The organism is Aureibaculum algae, assembly GCF_006065315.1.
GTDB classification, from domain to species: Bacteria; Bacteroidota; Bacteroidia; order Flavobacteriales; family Flavobacteriaceae; genus Aureibaculum; species Aureibaculum algae.
The window spans coordinates 1,143,817-1,163,113 of record NZ_CP040749.1; the positions used below are offsets into that span (position 1 = coordinate 1,143,817).

General features: G+C 33.7%; 9 protein-coding genes. 2 read left to right on the forward strand and 7 right to left on the reverse strand.

Annotated elements, in window-relative coordinates; genetic code table 11:
- Positions 1-52 precede the first annotated feature (52 nt).
- Positions 53-646 (reverse strand): 30S ribosomal protein S16, encoded by a 594-nt coding sequence (locus FF125_RS04440; protein ID WP_138948646.1) that lies wholly within the window; start codon positions 644-646, stop codon positions 53-55.
- Between the two features lie 238 nt (positions 647-884).
- Here FF125_RS04440 and kdsB point away from each other — a divergent pair, with 238 nt between their 5' ends.
- A complete protein-coding gene (gene kdsB / locus FF125_RS04445; protein WP_138948647.1) occupies positions 885-1,637 on the forward strand; it encodes a 3-deoxy-manno-octulosonate cytidylyltransferase in 753 nt (250 codons plus the stop codon).
- Positions 1,638-1,748: 111 nt separating this feature from the next.
- Here kdsB and FF125_RS04450 read toward each other — a convergent pair whose 3' ends face one another.
- Complete coding sequence (locus FF125_RS04450; protein ID WP_138948648.1) at positions 1,749-4,526, reverse strand: WD40/YVTN/BNR-like repeat-containing protein; 2,778 nt, start codon at positions 4,524-4,526, stop codon at positions 1,749-1,751.
- A 311-nt stretch (positions 4,527-4,837) separates the two neighbouring features.
- Between FF125_RS04450 and dnaE the strand changes: the two genes are divergently transcribed.
- Positions 4,838-9,157 carry a DNA polymerase III subunit alpha gene (gene dnaE, locus FF125_RS04455; RefSeq protein ID WP_138948649.1) on the forward strand — a complete coding sequence of 1,440 codons (4,320 nt, stop codon included), beginning with the start codon at positions 4,838-4,840 and terminating at the stop codon, positions 9,155-9,157.
- Here dnaE and FF125_RS04460 read toward each other — a convergent pair.
- From FF125_RS04460 to FF125_RS04480, 5 genes are all read right to left on the reverse strand, one after another.
- A complete protein-coding gene (locus FF125_RS04460) occupies positions 9,154-10,275 on the reverse strand; it encodes a Gfo/Idh/MocA family protein (protein ID WP_138948650.1) in 1,122 nt (373 codons plus the stop codon). The two genes, dnaE and FF125_RS04460, sit on opposite strands and share 4 nt — an antisense overlap.
- A 78-nt stretch (positions 10,276-10,353) precedes the next feature.
- Positions 10,354-10,878 (reverse strand): hypothetical protein, encoded by a 525-nt coding sequence (locus tag FF125_RS04465; RefSeq protein WP_117881458.1) that lies wholly within the window; start codon positions 10,876-10,878, stop codon positions 10,354-10,356.
- 197 nt (positions 10,879-11,075) lie between these two features.
- Positions 11,076-11,267 (reverse strand): cold-shock protein, encoded by a 192-nt coding sequence (locus FF125_RS04470; protein WP_138948651.1) that lies wholly within the window; start codon positions 11,265-11,267, stop codon positions 11,076-11,078.
- Positions 11,268-11,338: 71 nt separating this feature from the next.
- On the reverse strand, positions 11,339-12,280 hold the full coding sequence (locus FF125_RS04475) for an endonuclease/exonuclease/phosphatase family protein (protein WP_175418868.1): 942 nt from the start codon (positions 12,278-12,280) through the stop codon (positions 11,339-11,341).
- 245 nt (positions 12,281-12,525) lie between these two features.
- Positions 12,526-19,011, reverse strand: a complete 6,486-nt coding sequence (locus FF125_RS04480; protein WP_250629682.1) for an alpha-2-macroglobulin family protein — start codon at positions 19,009-19,011, stop codon at positions 12,526-12,528.
- Positions 19,012-19,297 lie beyond the last annotated feature (286 nt).

Below are 19,297 nucleotides of genomic sequence, written 5' to 3' on the forward strand. Positions count from 1 at the left end.
AAAAGCCCGACAAAATTTGTCAGGCTTTAAATATAAGATATAATAAATAAATTTATTCTTCTTCTTTAGAAGCTTTTACTTCTTCAACTTTTTCAGCAACTGGAGCTTCTTTAGCTTCAGCAGCAGCTTCATCAATAGTTTGAGGAGCTTCTTCAACAGCTTCTTCTGCAGGAGCCTCAACTTCAGCTACTACAGGAGCAGGTGCGTTTTTAGCAATTCTTGCTTCGTTAGCTTCTTTTTCAGCTTCTAGAGCTTTAGCTTTAGCACTAGCGTCAGCTTTAGATAAGCCATCAACTTTAGCATCAACTCTTTTTGCTTTATCATCTAACCAAGCTTGGAATTTTTCTTCTGCTTGTTCTTCAGTTAAAGCACCTTTTCTAACACCACCGGCTAAATGATTTTTTAATAAAGCACCTTTATACGACAAAATTGCTTTTGCAGTATCAGTAGGTTGAGCTCCATTTTGTAACCATTTTACAGCACCATCAATATCTAAATTGATTGTTGCAGGATTAGTATTTGGGTTGTACGTTCCTAATTTTTCTAAAGACTTACCATCTCTTTTTGAACGAGCATCTGCTGCAACGATCCAATAGAATGGTTTTCCTTTTTTACCGTGTCTTTGTAATCTAATTTTTACTGGCATTTGTTGTTAATTATTTAAGGTACACGACCTTGATTATTAATGATTTATTCACTTTCTCGAAGTGGGCTGCAAATATACTACGTTTTTTTGTTATAAAGTATGTTGATAGCGTTTTTTTAATTCACTTTCTCTTGATGAGAATTTTAGTTGTCTTTGGTCTGTAGTATGTTATAAATCTAATCATTTGATTTTATAAATGAATTTTAATTGGCATATTTGTAAATACATAAAAAATATCATGAACATTTTAGGAATATTACCTGCCAGATATGGCTCCACAAGATTAGAAGGCAAACCTTTACTAGATATTTGTGGAAAACCCATGATTCAACGTGTTTACGAACAGGCCAAAAAAGCATTGACAGATGTTTTAGTTGCGACTGATGATAAGCGTATTGAAAAAGCGGTAAAGGCTTTTGGAGGCAATGTGGTCATGACTTCCGACAAGCATAATACAGGTACAAACCGGTGTTTAGAAGCATATGAAATATTTAAATCTACTTCAGGAGTTGATTATGATGTCGTTATTAATATTCAAGGAGATGAACCTTTGTTAGAGCCAGAACAAATCAAACAAATCCTTTCTTGCTTTGATGATAAGTCAACCCAAATGGCAACCTTAGTTATTCCTGTAAAAGCTTCGGAAAACGTATTTGAAGGTGGTGTTTTTGTGGTGATGGATAAGAATAATAATGCCATGTATTTTAGCCGCTCTGTAATTCCTTTTGTACGTGATATCGATAAAAACAATTGGCAGCAACAACATACTTTTTACAAACATGTCGGTATGTATGCGTTTACTCCTGCAGCTTTAGAAGAATTTGCCAATTTATCTCAGACATCACTTGAAATTGCAGAATCTTTAGAGCAAAACCGCTGGTTAGAAAATGGAAATAAGATAAAAGTAGCCACCACAGAGTTTGAAACCATTGCAGTGGATACGTTGGACGATTTAAATAAGGTGAGAAATATAATTACAAAAAAAAGTTAGTCACTTCACTTTTACACTTTAATGCTGCCATAATATGTTTAATTAAAAATAGCAAATGATGCGTTTTTTTTAATTTAGGTTATCAACTATTCGAGGGTTTGAAAAATGAGTTTATTTAACCACTAATTTTTCCGTAACACTTACATTACCGCTAGTAAGTCTCAACAAATATTCTCCTTTTGGTAAATAACATTTCCCGTTATCTCCTTTTTTTAATTCAATTTTCTTTTTACCAAAATAGCTTTTTAAACTTTTTTCAGAAACAGATACATCATAATTGGTGAAATTGAATCCACTATCTGTTTTTAAAGTTTCACTATACAATACATTTTTTTCATCAGCCAATACTTCTAATTTAACAGTACCAGCGTTTGATGTAAAATAGGAAACCTCAATGTTAGGTAGATATGGTTTTGAAAACTGACTCCAAGAGTTTCCCCAACGTGAAGAGTGTCTCGTTTCAGGTAATTTAAAAAGAGCAACCGTTTTGTTTTTTACGGTGTTGTATTGTTGAAGTGTCGCAATATTCGCTTTATAAAGTGAACGTCCATGTGTACCGATAATCAAATCTTTTTCTCGTTCTTGTATCACTAAATCGTGCACAGCAACTTTTGGAATTCCATGAGAAAACACTTGCCAATTTTGTCCTTTATCAAAGCTAACATAAACTTCGTTATCTGTACCTAAGTAGAGTAAGTTTTCATCAGTTGGGTCTTCTTTAATTACGTTAATAGAATAATCAGGCAATCCGTTTGCAATTGATTTCCATGTATTACCCATGTCTTCACTTACATAAGCATAAGCTTTAAAATCATCACTTCTGTATCCATTTAAAGTAGCATAAACGCGATTCTTTTCATGTTGCGAAGCAATGACACGAGACACCCATAATCCTTGAGGTAAGTCATCAGAGATTTTTGACCAAGTAACACCGCCGTCTTTTGTTAGCTGAATTAATCCATCATCAGAACCCGTATAAATCATTCCAAATTGAAAAGGACTTTCTGAAATTGTAGCTATAGTACCGAAAGGAACATTTCCTTTTTTACCACCAGTAGTTAAGTCGCCCGAAATCACTTCAAAATTTTCACCTTTATCCATAGATCGTAACAATTTATTGGCGGCCATATATAAAATATCCTGATTGTGAGGAGATAATAAAATTGGTGTTTGCCAATTATAACGATATGGCGAATCGCCTAATTCGTGTTTTGGATTAAAGCTTAAACGCTCACCAGTTTCTATATTAAGTCGGGTGTAATAACCAAACTGAGATCCAGAATAGACTAGATTGTTGTCGCGACTATCAATTTGAACTTGCATGCCATCACCACCACCAATTCTTTTATAAGGGTATTCTCCTGTGCTTTCCCAACTTTTAGAAGCCTTATATGTGCTAGGGCCATACCAAACACCATTATCTTGAAAACCACCGTATACATTATATGGTTTTTTATTATCAACATTTACATAATAATATTGCCCCACCGCAAGTGAGTTGTTTTTTGTCCAGTTTTCACCATCATCATAGGTAATGTTAACACCTCCGTCATTTCCATTAATAACATGACCGTTTAAGTTAGGGTTCACCCAAATTGCTTGATGATCTGAGTGTACATTTTCTCTACCAATTGATTTGAAAGTTTTACCACCATCAACTGATTTTAATAAAGGAACGCCTCCTATATAAACTTTATCTTCATTTTTAGTATTTACTGCAATTAAACCAAAGTAATAACCATAAGAACTATAAAGACCATCTATAAAACCTTTGTGTGTTTTTGACCACGTTTTACCGCCGTCTGTTGATTTGTAAACTTCTGCTCCAATAACTGGAGTGTCAAACATAACTGAATTAGCATCTGTTAAATAAACGGATAAATCGATCGGTTTTATACTACCATTTTCTACTTTTTCTTTCACACTTTTGGCCGTGTATTTTTTATCAAATCGATTGGTTTTTAAAAATTCGTCTAGTTTTTTAGTGTCAAGTTTTGAAAAATCAACAGTACTCATGGTTTCAAAATCTTCCTTTTTCAAACCTTCAGATGTAACTTTTTTCTCAGCAGGTCTTCTGTTTTGATTATCTAATAAAGCAAAAATAACGTCATCGCTAAATGCCGCTAAACCAATTCGGCCAACGCCACCATCCGAAGGAAAGCCACTTTTAGCATTTGTCATTTTAGTCCAAGTAGAACCCGCATCTGTACTTTTATAGATTGCAGAATGTTCTCCGGCGCCATCAAAGTCCCATGCTTTTCTTGTTCTTTCCCAAGAAGCTGCATACATTATATCAGGATTGGTCGGAGAAACGGAAAGGTCTATTACCCCCGTATTATTATCAATAAATAGTACATTCTTCCACGATTTTCCACCATCTGTAGTTTTAAAAATACCACGTTCAGCATTTGAAGAATACAAGTGTCCAATAGCACCAACAACCACTTCATCAGTATTGTTTTTATTGATGATCATCCTGCCAATATGATGAGAATCTGTTAAGCCAACGTTTGTCCAAGTTTTACCTTTGTCGGTACTTTTTAAAATTCCAATTCCCGCATAAGAAGAACGAGAGGAATTGCTTTCTCCAGTTCCAATGTAAATAGTTCCTGATTTCCAGTCAACAGCAACATCACCCATGTTTTGGGTTGGTGCCGTTTCAGTAACAGCAGTAAATGATGTGCCGTTATTATTTGTATACCATAACCCACCAGAAGCATAGGCTACATAAAATTCAGTCGGTTGATCAGGGTTTACATCAAAATCGACCACACGACCACTCATCACTGAGGGGCCAATATTAGTAAAAGGTACGTTTTTGACTATAGATTGTCCGAAAAAATTAAAAGAAAGAAATAAGAATAATAAAAAAAGGAACTTGTTTTTCATGTTGGTAGGTTTGTTTTTTGTAGATGTTCAAATATAAAGGTTTTTAAATTTAATTTTTGAACTAAAACTAAAGTAATGTTCCTTTTAAATTATATAAAGTATAAGGGGTTTGGTTTAAGGTTTTTATTGTTCTCATTAAAAAATGTTTAAGTAGTCTATACCAGCTATTCTCTCCTACAAATGACGTTAAAGTTTCCTGTTAATAAAATCCTTAAAAATCTGATCAAAAAAAACAATTAAAACACTAATTTTAAACATTCGAAATAAGGGTAGTTTTAAACCCGTTCTCGCAATAAAAATCACTTCTATTTATGTACTTAATTTTTGACACCGAAACTACCGGATTGCCTAAAAAATGGAATGCCCCAATTACCGATACCGATAATTGGCCAAGGTGTGTGCAAATAGCATGGCAAACACATGATAAGTACGGTAAATTGATAGAAAGTCATGAGTATTTAATTAAACCAGATGGGTTTAATATACCTTATGATGCGGAACAAATTCATGGTATTTCTACAGAATTAGCGGAAGCAAAAGGAGAAGAATTAGATACCGTATTAAAGTTATTTAATGAGGCTCTTGCAAAAACAACTTTTGTAGTTGGTCAGAATGTTGGTTTTGACTTGAATATTATGGGGAGTGAATACTATCGTCAAGGCATTGAGACGCCATTGAATGATTTACCGCTGTTAGATACCTGTACTGAGAAAACAGCTACGTTGTGTCAAATACCTGGAGGTAGAGGAGGTAAGTTTAAATTACCAACCTTAACAGAATTACACCAACATTTATTTAATGCTCCTTTCGCTGAAGCTCATAATGCTACCGCGGATGTTGAAGCCACCACACGATGCTTTTTTGAGCTGATTAGAAAACGTTTATATACCAAAGAAGAATTAGATGTTGATGCAAAGTATTTTGAAGAATTTTCGAGAGAAAATCCTAAAGAAATAGAGCTGATAGGTCTTAAACATACAAACCTTAAGAAAGAGAGTAAAAAACTAAGAAAAAAGAGTGAAAAAGCAGAGGGACAATCTGTAAGTGATGCATCTAATTCAGATATAAACTTAGATGATTTTGCGTTTTCTCATTTACACAACCATTCTCAATTTTCCATTTTACAATCAACAGCGAGTATTAAAAAACTTGTAGAAACAGCAGTAAAAAACAAAATGCCAGCCGTAGGTTTAACGGATACTGGTAATATGATGGGGGCTTTTTACTTTGTAAAGGAAGCTTTAAGTAGTAATAAAAATAATGAGCATCAAATTAAACCGGTTGTGGGTTGTGAATTTTTTGTTTGTGAAGATCATAAAAACAAATCTGTAAAGGATAATGGTTACCAAATGGTTTTGTTGGCCAAAAATAAAAATGGATATCATAATTTAGCAAAAATGGCATCCACAGCTTATGTTGATGGATTTTATTATGTACCCAGAATCGATAAAACCATTGTTGAAAAATACAAAGAAGATATCATTGTATTGAGTGGTAACATTTATGGGGAAATAGCCTCAAAGATTCTTAATATGGGTGAAAATCAAGCCGAGGAAGCACTGGTTTGGTGGAAAGATACCTTTGGAGATGATTTTTATATAGAATTAAATAACCATAATCAAGAAAATGAGCAACACGTAAATAATGTGTTGATTGATTTCTCAAAAAAACATGACATAAAATTAATAGCTGCTAACAACACTTATTACATTAATAAGTCTGATGCAGATTCGCATGATATTTTACTTTGTGTAAAAGATGGTGAAAAAGTAGCTACGCCAAAGGGTAGGGGAAGAGGCTTCCGTTATGGTTTGCCCAATGAGGAATATTATTTTAAGAGTCAAGAAGAGATGAAACAATTGTTTCGTCACACGCCTGAAGCCATTGTTAACATTGAAGAAATTGTCGATAAAATTGAGGTCTATACGTTACAACGTGATGTGTTACTTCCAAAATTTGACATTCCTGAACAGTTTGTAGATCCCAAAGATGCTGAAGATGGTGGTGTAAGAGGAGAAAATGCATTTCTAAAGCATTTAACTTTTGAAGGTGCTGAAAAACGATATGGAAAATTAGATAAAGAAAAGCAAGAACGTCTTGATTTTGAATTAGAAATTATTGAAAAAACGGGATATCCTGGATATTTCTTAATTGTATGGGATTTTATTCTCAAAGCGAGAGAAATGGGAGTTTCTGTAGGGCCAGGCCGTGGTTCTGCAGCAGGTTCTGCCGTAGCGTATTGTTTGTGGATTACTAATATTGACCCGATTAAGTATGATTTACTTTTTGAGCGTTTTTTAAATCCCGATCGTGTTTCGTTACCGGATATTGATATTGATTTTGATGACGAAGGGAGACAGCGAGTAATTGATTATGTAATAGATAAATACGGTGCCAATCAAGTGGCTCAAATTATTACATATGGTACCATGGCAGCGAAATCTTCTATAAGAGATACCGCAAGGGTATTAGATTTACCATTATCAGATGCCGACAGAATTGCCAAATTAATTCCAAATACAAAATTGGCCAACATATTTGGAGATGATCCCAAAAGTATTGCCAAAATAAAAGCTTTACGAAGTGAAGAGGTTGTAAATGTAAATGAACTACGAAATTTGGCAGAGGGTCATGGTATTGTCGCAGAGACGATTACGCAAGCCGTTGCTTTAGAAGGGTCCGTACGTAATACAGGTACACACGCTTGTGGAGTCATTATTACTCCTGAAGATATTACCAATTTAATACCTGTAGCAACAGCAAAAGGTTCTGATCTTTATGTAACTCAGTTTGATAATAATGTTGTTGAAGATGCTGGCCTACTAAAAATGGATTTTTTAGGGTTAAAAACATTAACCTTAATTAAAGATGCTATAAAAATAATAAAAGCGATTCATGGGGTCGATTTAGATCCTGATGAATTTCCGTTAGATGATAAAAAGACATATGAGCTTTTTCAACGTGGTGAAACAGTAGGTATTTTCCAGTATGAATCACCTGGAATGCAAAAGCATATGAAGTCTTTACGACCGACGGAGTTTGCAGATTTAATTGCGATGAATGCCTTGTATAGACCAGGGCCAATGGAATATATACCTTTGTTTATTAATCGTAAACACGGTACGGAAGCTATTGAATATGACCTTCCAGAAATGGAAGAATACCTTAAGGAAACGTATGGGGTAACGGTGTACCAAGAGCAAGTAATGTTATTGTCTCAAAAATTAGCTGGGTTTACCAAAGGTGAAGCCGATGGTTTGCGTAAGGCGATGGGTAAAAAGATATTTGCTTTACTTGAAAAATTAAAACCTAAATTTATTGCTGGAGGTACTAAAAATGGACATCCAGAAGATGCATTAGAAAAAATTTGGAAAGACTGGGAAGCGTTTGCTGCTTATGCCTTTAACAAATCGCACTCTACATGTTATGCCTATATAGCGTATCAAACGGCGTATTTAAAAGCACATTATCCTGCGGAATATATGGCGGCGGTATTATCAAATAATATGAATGATATTAAGCAGGTTACGTTCTTTATGGATGAATGTAGACGTGCAGGAATTGAAGTGTTGAGTCCAGATGTTAACGAATCTTTTTACAAGTTTGCCGTAAACAATGAAGGTGCCATCCGTTTCGGAATGGGAGCAGTGAGAGGAGTTGGGGCTAATGCTGTGGAAGCCATTGTTTCTGAGCGTAAAGAGAATGGTCCTTATACTTCGATTTTTGATATGGCCAAACGTGTAGATTTACGTTCTACAAACAAAAAAGCTTTTGATGGATTAGTATTAGCAGGTGCATTTGATTCATTTATAGAAACCCACAGGGCTCAATATTTTGAGCATGACGAACGTGGACAAACGTTTATTGAAAGAGCCATTCGTTTTGGAAATAAATACCAAGAAAATAAAAATTCAGCTCAGATTTCTATGTTTGGTGAAACTTCAGAAATTCAATTTGAAGAACCTATAATTCCCGATTGTGAACCTTGGGGAGTTATGGAGAAATTGGCAAAAGAAAAAGAGATGATTGGTATCTATATTTCAGGTCACCCATTGGACGATTTTAAAACAGAAATAAAATATTTTTGCAATGCTCCAATCAGTTCCTTTAATGATTTACCAAGTTTAGTAAATAAAGATTTAACTATTGCGGGTATTGTTACTGACGTACAACATAGAGTTTCAAAAAATGGTAAGGGCTGGGCATTATTTACAATTGAAGATTATTCAGAAGCCTATGAGTTTAGAATGTTTGGCGAAGAATATTTAAGGTATAAGCATTTTTTAATACCCAATTCTTTTTTACATGTCAAAATTTCTGTACGTAAGGGGTGGAGAGAAGGTGATGTGCGTATGCAATTCAATAACATACAAATGTTACAAGATGTGTTAGATCTTTTGGCCAATAAGCTGACGTTACAATTAGATATATTAGAGCTTACTGACCAAAGAATAAATACCTTGGAAGAAATTTTAGAAGACCATAAAGGAAAAGATGTATTGAATTTTTTAGTATTTGATCGTGAAGAAAAACTGAAGCTTCAAATGCCTAGTAGATCTGCCAAAGTCAAAATATCTCAAGATTTATTGAATGAATTAGATACACGCAATTTGAGGTATAAATTGAATTAATTATTCAACTTTACTTTCTTTCCTGTTTTTGCACTTTTTTTAGCTGCTTCTAAAATTTCAACCACAATCATATTGTTTTCTAATGAAGATAAGTCATATGGCGGTAACGTAATTTTATTTCGAACTACCGCTTCAAGCATCGAGAAAGGGTCATCATAGGGAGCCAAACGAGATTCTAAAACATTTTTTTGCTCTTCCTCTTTTTCATTTAAACGGTAACGCATTGTTTTAGCATTGTCATTATATACGTATCCTGTTTTGCCATAGATTTCCATGTCTTTTCTTGACATCGGCCAATTCCACGAAGCTTGAATAATACCTTGCATTTTAGGATATTGTAAAATAATTGTTGCTTCATCATCTACATTTGGATAGATTTCTGGTTTTATTGTTTGGGTCACTGCGAATACGGCTTCTGGTTTTTTACCTTTTGTAAACCATGTAATTAAATTAGCACCGTAACAGCCAAAATCAACCAAGGCACCACCACCGTTAAGCACAGGATCTGTAAGCCATTCTAAAAATTCTTTATTAATACCAATTTCTTTTGGTCCTTGGTGCCCATCTCGAACTACTATTTTTCTGAGATTACCTATATCACCGTTATCGACCATTTCATAAGCCTTATGATTTGTAGCATACCATGTGGTCTCATAATTGGTCAATAAGTGAATATTATGTTTTTTGGCAAGAGCCTCCATTTTTTTCGCATGTTCCATACTTACTGCCAATGGTTTTTCAACCATTACATGAATACCTAAAGGAGCACAAGTTTCGACTACTTCTAAATGTTCATAAATAGAGCCGAAAGCAGTGACAGCTTCTGGTTTTGTCGCTTTAATCATGTCTTCCATGGTAGCAAAAACAATATCCATGGAGTATCCAAAATCTTTTGAGTAACGTTCTGCTAGGTCTTTATTGGGCTCTACAATTCCGACAATTTTTATATCTCCTTTATCTGGTCTGCTTAAAATCCAACCAACATGACTATGAGATAATCCCACAACGCCTATTTTAAGTGGTTTAGAATTCGTTTGACCTACTGAAAGGTCCGAATTCAATAAGAAAAATGAAAATATAACTAAGAATGGAGTATTAAAAGAGTTGTTGATTTTCATGCTAAGGGAATAAGTTCTTCTCAAATGTAGTGAAAAAATAAACCTCATAGGTTTTGAAGCTATGAGGTTAGTAATATTTTATCCTAAGAAATCATCGTCAAAATTAATATCGTCATCAGGGGCGTAGTCATTATAATTTACGCCAGGAGGATTAAACAATCCCCAACGGTCAATCATATAATTGTTTGGGTCAAAACTTGCCACCCATTCGGCAAAGATGACGCGGAATTCTTCAATTTCGTTTCTTAGTAACTCTATATAGTCATTGTCTTGGTAGCCACATAGTTGCATGCCAGAGCAACTTGTTAAAATTTCACGAGCCGATTTTCTTATAATAGCAGCATTTTCCATGCGAATATCATAAACGTTAGCTCCTTCTGCTCCTGCAATTTTTGCCGGAATAATCAATGCATTTTCGATGATGTAGGTAGCGTAATTTTCAAGCATTTCACCTTCAGCTTCATCAGCAGTTTCAACATCATCCTTTGAAACTAAACTTCCAATTTTTCTGCCTAGTAACATAATTTCCCATGCTTTTTTATAGATAGGCATTTTTTCTATTTCCTCGTGAGACTTGTAGTCATCATCGTCGTCTTCAAACATATTTCCACTTATTTTGTATTGTCTTATTATTAACGATAAGAATAGTAACGTAGTATTGGTTAAATGATAATTGTTTTTATAGTATTGATATCAATGGAGTTAGGTCTTAAATTGTTTTTACGTACACTTTGTGACAATAAAAAAGCCCATCTATTGATGGGCTCTTGTTTAAAATTTTAACTAGTAATATATATATGTTATATAACTTTTACATTTACTGCGTTTAAACCTTTTCTTCCTTCTTCTAAATCAAATTCAACTTCATCGCCTTCACGAATTTCATCGATTAATCCAGAAATGTGAACAAAATGTTCTGTGTTTGAACCTTCTTCAGTTATAAAACCAAAACCTTTGGCATCATTGAAGAATTTAACTGTTCCTTTACTCATAATTATTTATAATTTATTATTAATTACTTAGTAGTAAGCAAATATGGTGCCAAAGAATTGAATAGATTTTTTTAGTCCTTAATTCTGAACTCCATAAAGATAGGTAAATGATCTGAACCAATATTAGGTCCAGTACCACGATCAATAACGCTAATAGCCTTACTTATCAAAGCATGATCTAAAGTGGTATTTAAGATTGTAAACATTGTTGGCCAAGTGGGTAGTATACCTAATCCATTTCGCGAATCTCTTAAATTGGTGTTTAATAATAAATCTTGAAAGTGTTTTGAATAAGAAGAGGTATTTAAATCGCCTATAACGATTAAATTTTCAGAAAGCTCCTTCGTCTTTTTAGCAAGGTTCTTAAAATGAGCATTACGAATATCAAAGTTTCTTTTACCCATTGGAGGAAAAGGGTGCGTTGCAATTATGTCTATCGGTTTGTCATCAATTTTTAGGCTAGCTAGAATAGAAGGGACTTTTGATGAATCAAAATTTAAAACTGACATTTCCGATGCTATCTTACTATAGTATCCAATTCCGAAATTGTCTTTACGAAGTACCCATTTTTTAAAAGTATACTGTTCTGTAATGTCACTTAATGCAGATTTCCATTTTTGATTATATTCAAGTAAGATGAGAATATCAGGACTCTTCGTTTTTATAAAGTCTATGACTTTTTCAGAATCGTTATTACTTGAAAGTAAATTGATACTGACAATTGTTGTTCCTCTCAGCTTATGTATTTCACCAAGCTTACTTGGGAAATAAAGACTGTATATATATGAAGCATTCCATAGGATGAGTAAAAAGGAAATAATCCCTATAATTTTACTTTTATTAGAGAATAGGTTTATAACAAAAACTACTAGAAGAAATAGTGAAATTTGTAGTTTAAAATTTGACAGTATATCAATAAGCCAATAATTGGGAAAGATGTTTGGCAATATTGATGTCAAGAGTGCAGTTACTATGCCTAGCTTGAGTAAAAAATTAATTATTTTTTTTATCATAATATAATTTATAAACACCCCTAAAAGCGTCGCTCGATAATTTCTAAACAAAATATATTTTGTTCTCATCAGCCCCAATGGAACATTTACTACCAAATTACTTTAGTATTGTCCCCTTGAGGATTATTAAAATGAAAATATATTTTCATTGAAAATACCGAGTGAAACTCATTAGGGGTGTTGTTATTTAAACAATTATCCACTCCAATATTCCCTTCCCTTCGGGGAGGGCTAGGGAGGGAATTTTACTTAACATTCACTCTGACCCCTTCACTGTGACTACTAAACTCAGGGGCATACATACTTTGTATTGTTGTAATCCCATTAGAGAAATCACCTTTGTTATTGACGCGTAGGTCATATTCAAAAACATAAACACCTTTAGGTAAATAGTCAAAAAAGAAATTGGTAGCCGCATCTTTTGTGCTTTCGTAATAGCCTAAATTGTCTTGCCATTTGTATTGTGATAGTACATTTATAGGTTCAAATCCTGCTGCACGCATATCTTTCATATGAACAAATTTCATGGTTCTATCTACTTTTAATTCTATACGAACACGAACTAAATCGCCCAATTTTAAATCGGTACCTTCAGTGATAACCGTAAGCTCTTCACCATGATCCGTATTCTTTTTAAGGAATAACTTTTTAGACAATTGCAATGGTGTTTTGGCTGAGGTTATTTTGTCTAAATCCTCAAAATACTGCCAATACAATGCTCCCCAAGCTACACCTTCAGATTTCTTACTTAAGGTCACAGTGGCCATGTCATTTTTTATCTCATCGCCTTTCCAAGAGGTTTTAAAATACCCCGTTCCGGCTTCTACTTTCGTGTCTTCCAATTGTAAAGGGTCAATCTTTTGATCGCCAATGGTGATGTCTACAAATTCAGTAACCTCTAACCAATCTGTACCTTGCAGTAGTAAAGCATAAACAGCTTCAGTAGTTGCTTTTGTCGTTTTCCAACGATTCGTTTGTTTATTCTTTAACAACCAGACCTTAAGTTCGTCAATGGTTTTTATATCACCTTCAACTTCAGTAAATGCTTCAATCAACAAGGCTTGTGTTTCAATTGGAGCTTGATACCAATACCAACTAGCCGTGTTCTCTTTCCAATACATACCCAGTTCTTGGCTTGATATTGAATTTTCTTTTAGTGAAGCTATTATTTTATTGGCAACTGCCGTTTTATCATTTCTTTTTGCGACCAATGAAATCATACCTTTGGTATATAAGTTATTTTCTTTCCAAAATTCATAGGCTTGATTGGTAAAATAATCAACAGCCGTTTGAACATTGTTACGAATGGTAATATCTTTATAAAAACTACGCATATACAAATACTGAATTTGAAAATGATGCGTGTGATTAGATTCCCAGAATTCTTTTTCCAAGCGCTCACCTTCCGCTTTTGTTTTCGCTCTGGCTTTAATTTTTCTAGCTTGCTTTTTAAGCTTATTAAAATCAGATAAAATCTCGTCATCTAAAAATTTTACGGCTTTATTCAGCATTTGTTCAGATTCAGGGTTAGCGACACCTAACTTATTTAAATGTCCAAATCCTGAGGCTATATGTTGTGTAATATATCGATTAGGATATCGTGCTCCTTTAAACCAAGGAAAACCACCATTGCCCATTTGAACTTGTTCCAATTTACGTAATGCAGAAGCCAATTCGTTTTTCATTTTATTCAAATCGAATAACAAAGCAATACGTTTTTTCTGTTCAGTTTCAGATTGAGCATCTCGTAACCAAGGGGTTTCTTGAATAATTAGTGATTTTAATTCTTGGTTTTTTTCTAAATTAGATACCAGAGCATCACTGTTTTTCCATTGATTAAATACCTCTTGAATCCGTGGGTTTGAATTGGCAATATGACTAGCCAATGCATTTGAATAGTATCGAGAAAAAGTTTGCTCTGCACATTCGTAAGGGTATTCCATCAAATAGGGTAATGCCTGAACAGCATACCAAGCTGGGTTTGAAGTTATTTCTAAGGTTAAATTGTGATTTTTTAAGCTTGTTGATGTATTGTTTTTCAACTTATCAAGGGTAAACGTTCTGGTTTCATTAGAACGGAGCCATATAGGTAAGCTTTCGGTTACCAACATTCTGTTTGACAATACAGGCAATGCATTTTCTTCACCATCGGTAAAATCACCCGCTTTAGCTACTATTTTATATTTAACGGCCTGCACATCAAATGGAATTTTTAAGGTCCAGCTTACATTGGCATTTCCTTTAGCATCCACGGTGAAACTTTTGCGATTATCGGCATTGCCTAATTTGGCATCAATAGGTTTATCGGTTAATGCATCAAATAATTGTAATTCGCTTATTCCATCTAATGTATTCTCCGTTAAATTGGCAATTTTTGAAGCAAAAATAATGACATCACCTTCACGTAGAAAACGTGGTGGATTTGGCATTACCATCAATTCTTTTTGAGTAACGGTTGATAAGCGTGATTGTGCCGTTGCCATATCTTTGGTGTGGGCCAAGAGGTTCAAATTCCATCGTGTTAAGCTTTCAGGAATGGTAAAATTAAAGCTGATATTACCTTCGGCATCTGTTTTTAAATGTGGATAAAAGAAAGCCGTTTCTTGTAAGTTTTTGCGAGCTACAATGCCTTTTAAAGGTGATTGGTCATTATTGTTTTCAGGACTTCCTTCTTTGTTTTTTTCTCCATCCTTGTCGCTTTCTAATTTAGGACTCATAGCAGGTTGGGCTAAGCTATCTTCCATAGCAGTTTCTTCAACTTCCATATCGTCTTCTATGACATTTATGGAAGCACTTCCTCTAATCATCAAAGCTTTATTGGCTGATTTTTTTTCTTTTCGTTGACCGCCATAACCGGTAACAACCACTTCATCTAATGATTGCTCATCAGCTCTTAATCTTATGTTGTAAATATTATCCCCTTTAATCGTTATTTCAGAAGTGTTATACCCTATAAATGAAAATACCAATATGTCACCTTGCGATGCCTTAATTTTATAATAACCATCAAAATCGGTTTGAACTCCAGTAGAAGATCCTTTCACTAACACGTTTACACCAGGTAATACAGCGGAATCATCAGATACTTTACCATAGATATAGCCTTTCTCTTTATTACTGTCCGTTGACGCTGAAAACATATCAGGAGCATGCTTACTTCTTATTGAATTTAAATAGTTATTATTAAACCAACTATTCGTTAAACTAAATCCAAACCAATTGAGTTGGTCATAGTTTTGATTAGAAAATCCATAATAACTATAATTTTGTTGATCGATATTAAAATTAACATTCCCAAAACTATGACTGGCCGTACTTTGGTTGTAATTGTAATAATAGCGTTGGTTAAGTGGACTAAAATACCAATTGTGTGGTCTAAATTCATCTAAAGAGGCGTCATACATAGAGGCTAATACTTCAGCTGCTATCTTGTCTTTTTTAGCTCCTTTTATTTTAAAACTCCATGTTTCGTTTTGCCCAGGCTGTAATTTATCTCTAAAGGTTGTGGTTTCTATAGACAATTCCTTTTTAGGATAAGGCACGTTAATATTTAAATTTCCATTGCTAAATGCATTGTTATTTACCAATTGGTATTGAATTGAAAAACCACCAAGATCTTCTGGTTTAACAGGTATTGAAATGGTTTTGATTTCATTGGAGAGCTTTACAATTTTAGTGTCGACGATACTATATTTTTTAACAACGGTAACGGTTACAGAAATATCTTCTGATGCTGAACCTATTTGTAATTTTACAAATTCGTTAGGTTGGTATTCATTTTTATTTGTTTTAATAAAAAGTAATTGCTTGTCAGAAACTACCTTGTCATTCGTGTTAAAAACCTCAAAACGAAACTCATCTCTTACCGCCTGTTTAAATTTATCTTCACTTTCGGCAATAACGATATACAACCCTGAAGCCCATTTACTGATGTTCTTCAATTGTAAGTCTTTTTCTTTTTCAGTATTAAAAGTGGTTTCAAAAACTAGTTTTCCTTGTTTCCATGTATTCGAATCATTTTCCTTTTGATAGGCTTCATGAGGGAATAATTTTTTAAACGCTTCCTCTGATAATGATTGATAATCTGGTGCTTCCCATGGTCGTGCTCGCAATACAAATTCAGGGGCAACCAACTTGTAAATTTTCAAATTGCCTTTTGCTGCCACAAACTCTCCATTTAAATTGTTTGATTGTAAATGAATAGTATGGTTTTTGTCGCTTTTTTCAAGTTTATCGGGCATAGAAATAGAAAGGGTCAACGCATGATAACCTACGTTTACAGTAGTTTCTGTACTTCGTGTTTCTCCATTAATATCAGTGACATCAGCCATTACCTTATAATTAAAAGTTGGCTGATTACTCGGATCTATTTTAATATCTGGAATAGATTTAAAAGCAATTTTATAATTACCACTGGCATCCGTCGTGGTTTCACCATGTGTTATTTCTTGCGATTCTGAATTATAACTATAGTCATTATAATACCACCAACACCATCTAGGAAATTGAGCAGTTCTAAACACGCGATAAGTCACTTTAGCGTCGGTTATGGTACTTCCTGCAAACGCATTTGCGGTACCGTTAACTGTTACCGTATCATTAACTCTGTACGTTTCTGTTACGGGTTTAAATTCAGTCTCAAATTTGGGACGTTTATATTCTTCTACTGAAAAGTGTGAACTACCATTGAGTGAATTTCCAAAATAATAACTAGAAGACGCATAGATATTAAAATTCCCTGTTAATCCCGTGTTTGGCAAGATAAATTCGCCACTAAAAGAACCAAATTCATTGGTTTTAAAAGTGAGTGATTTTACTTCTTGATAATTAACGTCGTTTAGCTTAACGGTTACTTCTTTTCCGTCAATGGCATGCGATTTGTTGTCTTCAGAAGCTACTGCAATACCTTTAAAATAAACGGTTTGCCCTGGTCTATAAATGCTTCTATCCGTAAATAGAAAGATACGAGCCGATTTATTTTTGTTTATGACAGGTTTATGTGTTTCAGATAAATAATAGTCGCCAAATGCAGCTTCGTCATTTTTATAGTTTACCGTGATTACAACGTTATTTCTATAGACATTGTTTTTAAAAAACACCTGTCCGTTTTTATCAGTAGTTAGCGTTCTGTTTATTGCTTTATTATACCTGCCTGTATTGTAATTTTTAATATTTACTCGGGCATCCTTAATAGGTTTACCAGTGTTTCTATCTACGATTTGATAGATTTTTTTACCCTCTAATGTGTTTTCAATTAAAGCAATATCCGTTACTTGAGTAAATGTGTGTCCATGCGTAAATTGATCTGAAATGGTTTCATTTACAGAGGTGAAAATCATATAATTTCCACCTTCTAACTCCGGTAATAAAACCTCTGTAGTGTGCTGAAGATAATCACTTTCATTTTTTAATGTACTGTTCCATGTTTTAATAACCTTTAATTTTTTGATAAAAGCTATTTTTTTATCATCCTGATAAATTTCAGAAAACTTTTTATGTTGACTTTTCGAGATTTTTAATGCTGTAAAGTATAGTTGGTCTGTATTTTTATAAGTAACCAATAGCTTAGCAGGTTTATGTATAAGTGTAAATTTTTCTGCGGTGATTTGCAAACTAGGATTTAATATTTGACTTTGTAAACTCTTGCATTTTTCGGCTCCTGTAGATTTTGGAAAAAGAGCCATGGCATCTTCACAAACTTTTAACGCCTCTTTACGCTTCCATTGATTGTTGTTGGTTATAGGATCATATGCATTTGCTTGACTGTCTAGAAAAACAGCAATTTTGTAATCAATTTCTGTAACTATTTCGTGTTTATTATACCGGTCTTTTAGAGTGTTCAGTGTCTGAAAATAAACAGCATCTTTATTGCTGAATACAGCGTTTGCACGCACAAAGTCCAAACGCTCTAAGGTTAATGTAACTAAAGCCGTTGGGGCTTTATCTTTTGCATGAGATAATGTTAAGTTTTTATATAAACGTAAGGCATGTAATTGTTGTGATAAACTATCCTTAGCATACAATTGATTTTTAGTAAAATCAGTGTTTGGAGCCAATAATTCGGCATTGTCAATTTCAAATTTATAAGCAGGACGTTTTAAATTACGTTCATCGGTTTTGTAAAAATCAATGGCTCTATGAGCTAAAAAATCATATAAAGTGGGTCTGTAAACTTTAGAGTTTCCTTGCAGATGTAAAATGGCATTGTAGGCAGTTAAATCTGTTTCTTGTAAGGATATTGAATTGATTAAAGATGCTTGAAAATGATGATGCGTTTCTTCAAAAATAGTTTGTAAGTCCCACGTTCTAAAATCAAGAGTATCTACCTTCTCTGAAGTATTTGTACGATTGTAAAATTTATATCGGTTTTGTTGGAAATATTGCCAATAGATATCTGCAATTATACTTTCCAAGATGTTCTTTGTAGGAAATTTACTTTCTGTTGCTTCTTTTTTTAGGTTTAAGATGGTATTCAATTGAGCATCTTCCTCCAATGTCAAAGCAAACTTTGAAATGTAAAGCAAGGTCTTTACCAATTGAGGATCGTTTTTATCCTTTTTAGCTTTTTTATATATTTTTTCAACTTCAGCCAAGGCAGATTTTGGTAAGCCTTCTAGTTCAAAGGACTCTACTTTATACCATGCCTCTGAATAATTATCATCGGATTGTGCATTGATGATCGTTGTTGAAAATAATAATATCATTGTTAGTAGCGTGATTGACTTTTGCATAATTCTTTTATTAGATAACAAATAACGATAGTATAACCTAAAATTACAATTTATATTGAGTAAAGTGGTTGTTTTGATGAGTAAGACACTAATTTCACTGATTTACACAAACCTGTCATTGCGAGGGCATTCATAAAATAGTGTCGTTAAAGAACTATTTAAAATGCCCGTGGCAATCTCATGAATAATTCTCGAAATATTTATTGTTAGATTGTTACAATTGTTATTTGGACTTTCATTTTTGGAATTTATTTGTTATTTGTTTTTTAGTGCTTGTAATTTCTAA

Coding starts and splice junctions, on each gene's coding strand:
- FF125_RS04440 (WP_138948646.1), bottom strand. CDS start 646: ATGCCAGTAAAAATTAGATTACAAAGACACGGTAAAAAAGGAAAACCA.
- kdsB (WP_138948647.1), top strand. CDS start 885: ATGAACATTTTAGGAATATTACCTGCCAGATATGGCTCCACAAGATTA.
- FF125_RS04450 (WP_138948648.1), bottom strand. CDS start 4,526: ATGAAAAACAAGTTCCTTTTTTTATTATTCTTATTTCTTTCTTTTAAT.
- dnaE (WP_138948649.1), top strand. CDS start 4,838: ATGTACTTAATTTTTGACACCGAAACTACCGGATTGCCTAAAAAATGG.
- FF125_RS04460 (WP_138948650.1), bottom strand. CDS start 10,275: ATGAAAATCAACAACTCTTTTAATACTCCATTCTTAGTTATATTTTCA.
- FF125_RS04465 (WP_117881458.1), bottom strand. CDS start 10,878: ATGTTTGAAGACGACGATGATGACTACAAGTCTCACGAGGAAATAGAA.
- FF125_RS04470 (WP_138948651.1), bottom strand. CDS start 11,267: ATGAGTAAAGGAACAGTTAAATTCTTCAATGATGCCAAAGGTTTTGGT.
- FF125_RS04475 (WP_175418868.1), bottom strand. CDS start 12,280: ATGATAAAAAAAATAATTAATTTTTTACTCAAGCTAGGCATAGTAACT.
- FF125_RS04480 (WP_250629682.1), bottom strand. CDS start 19,011: ATGCAAAAGTCAATCACGCTACTAACAATGATATTATTATTTTCAACA.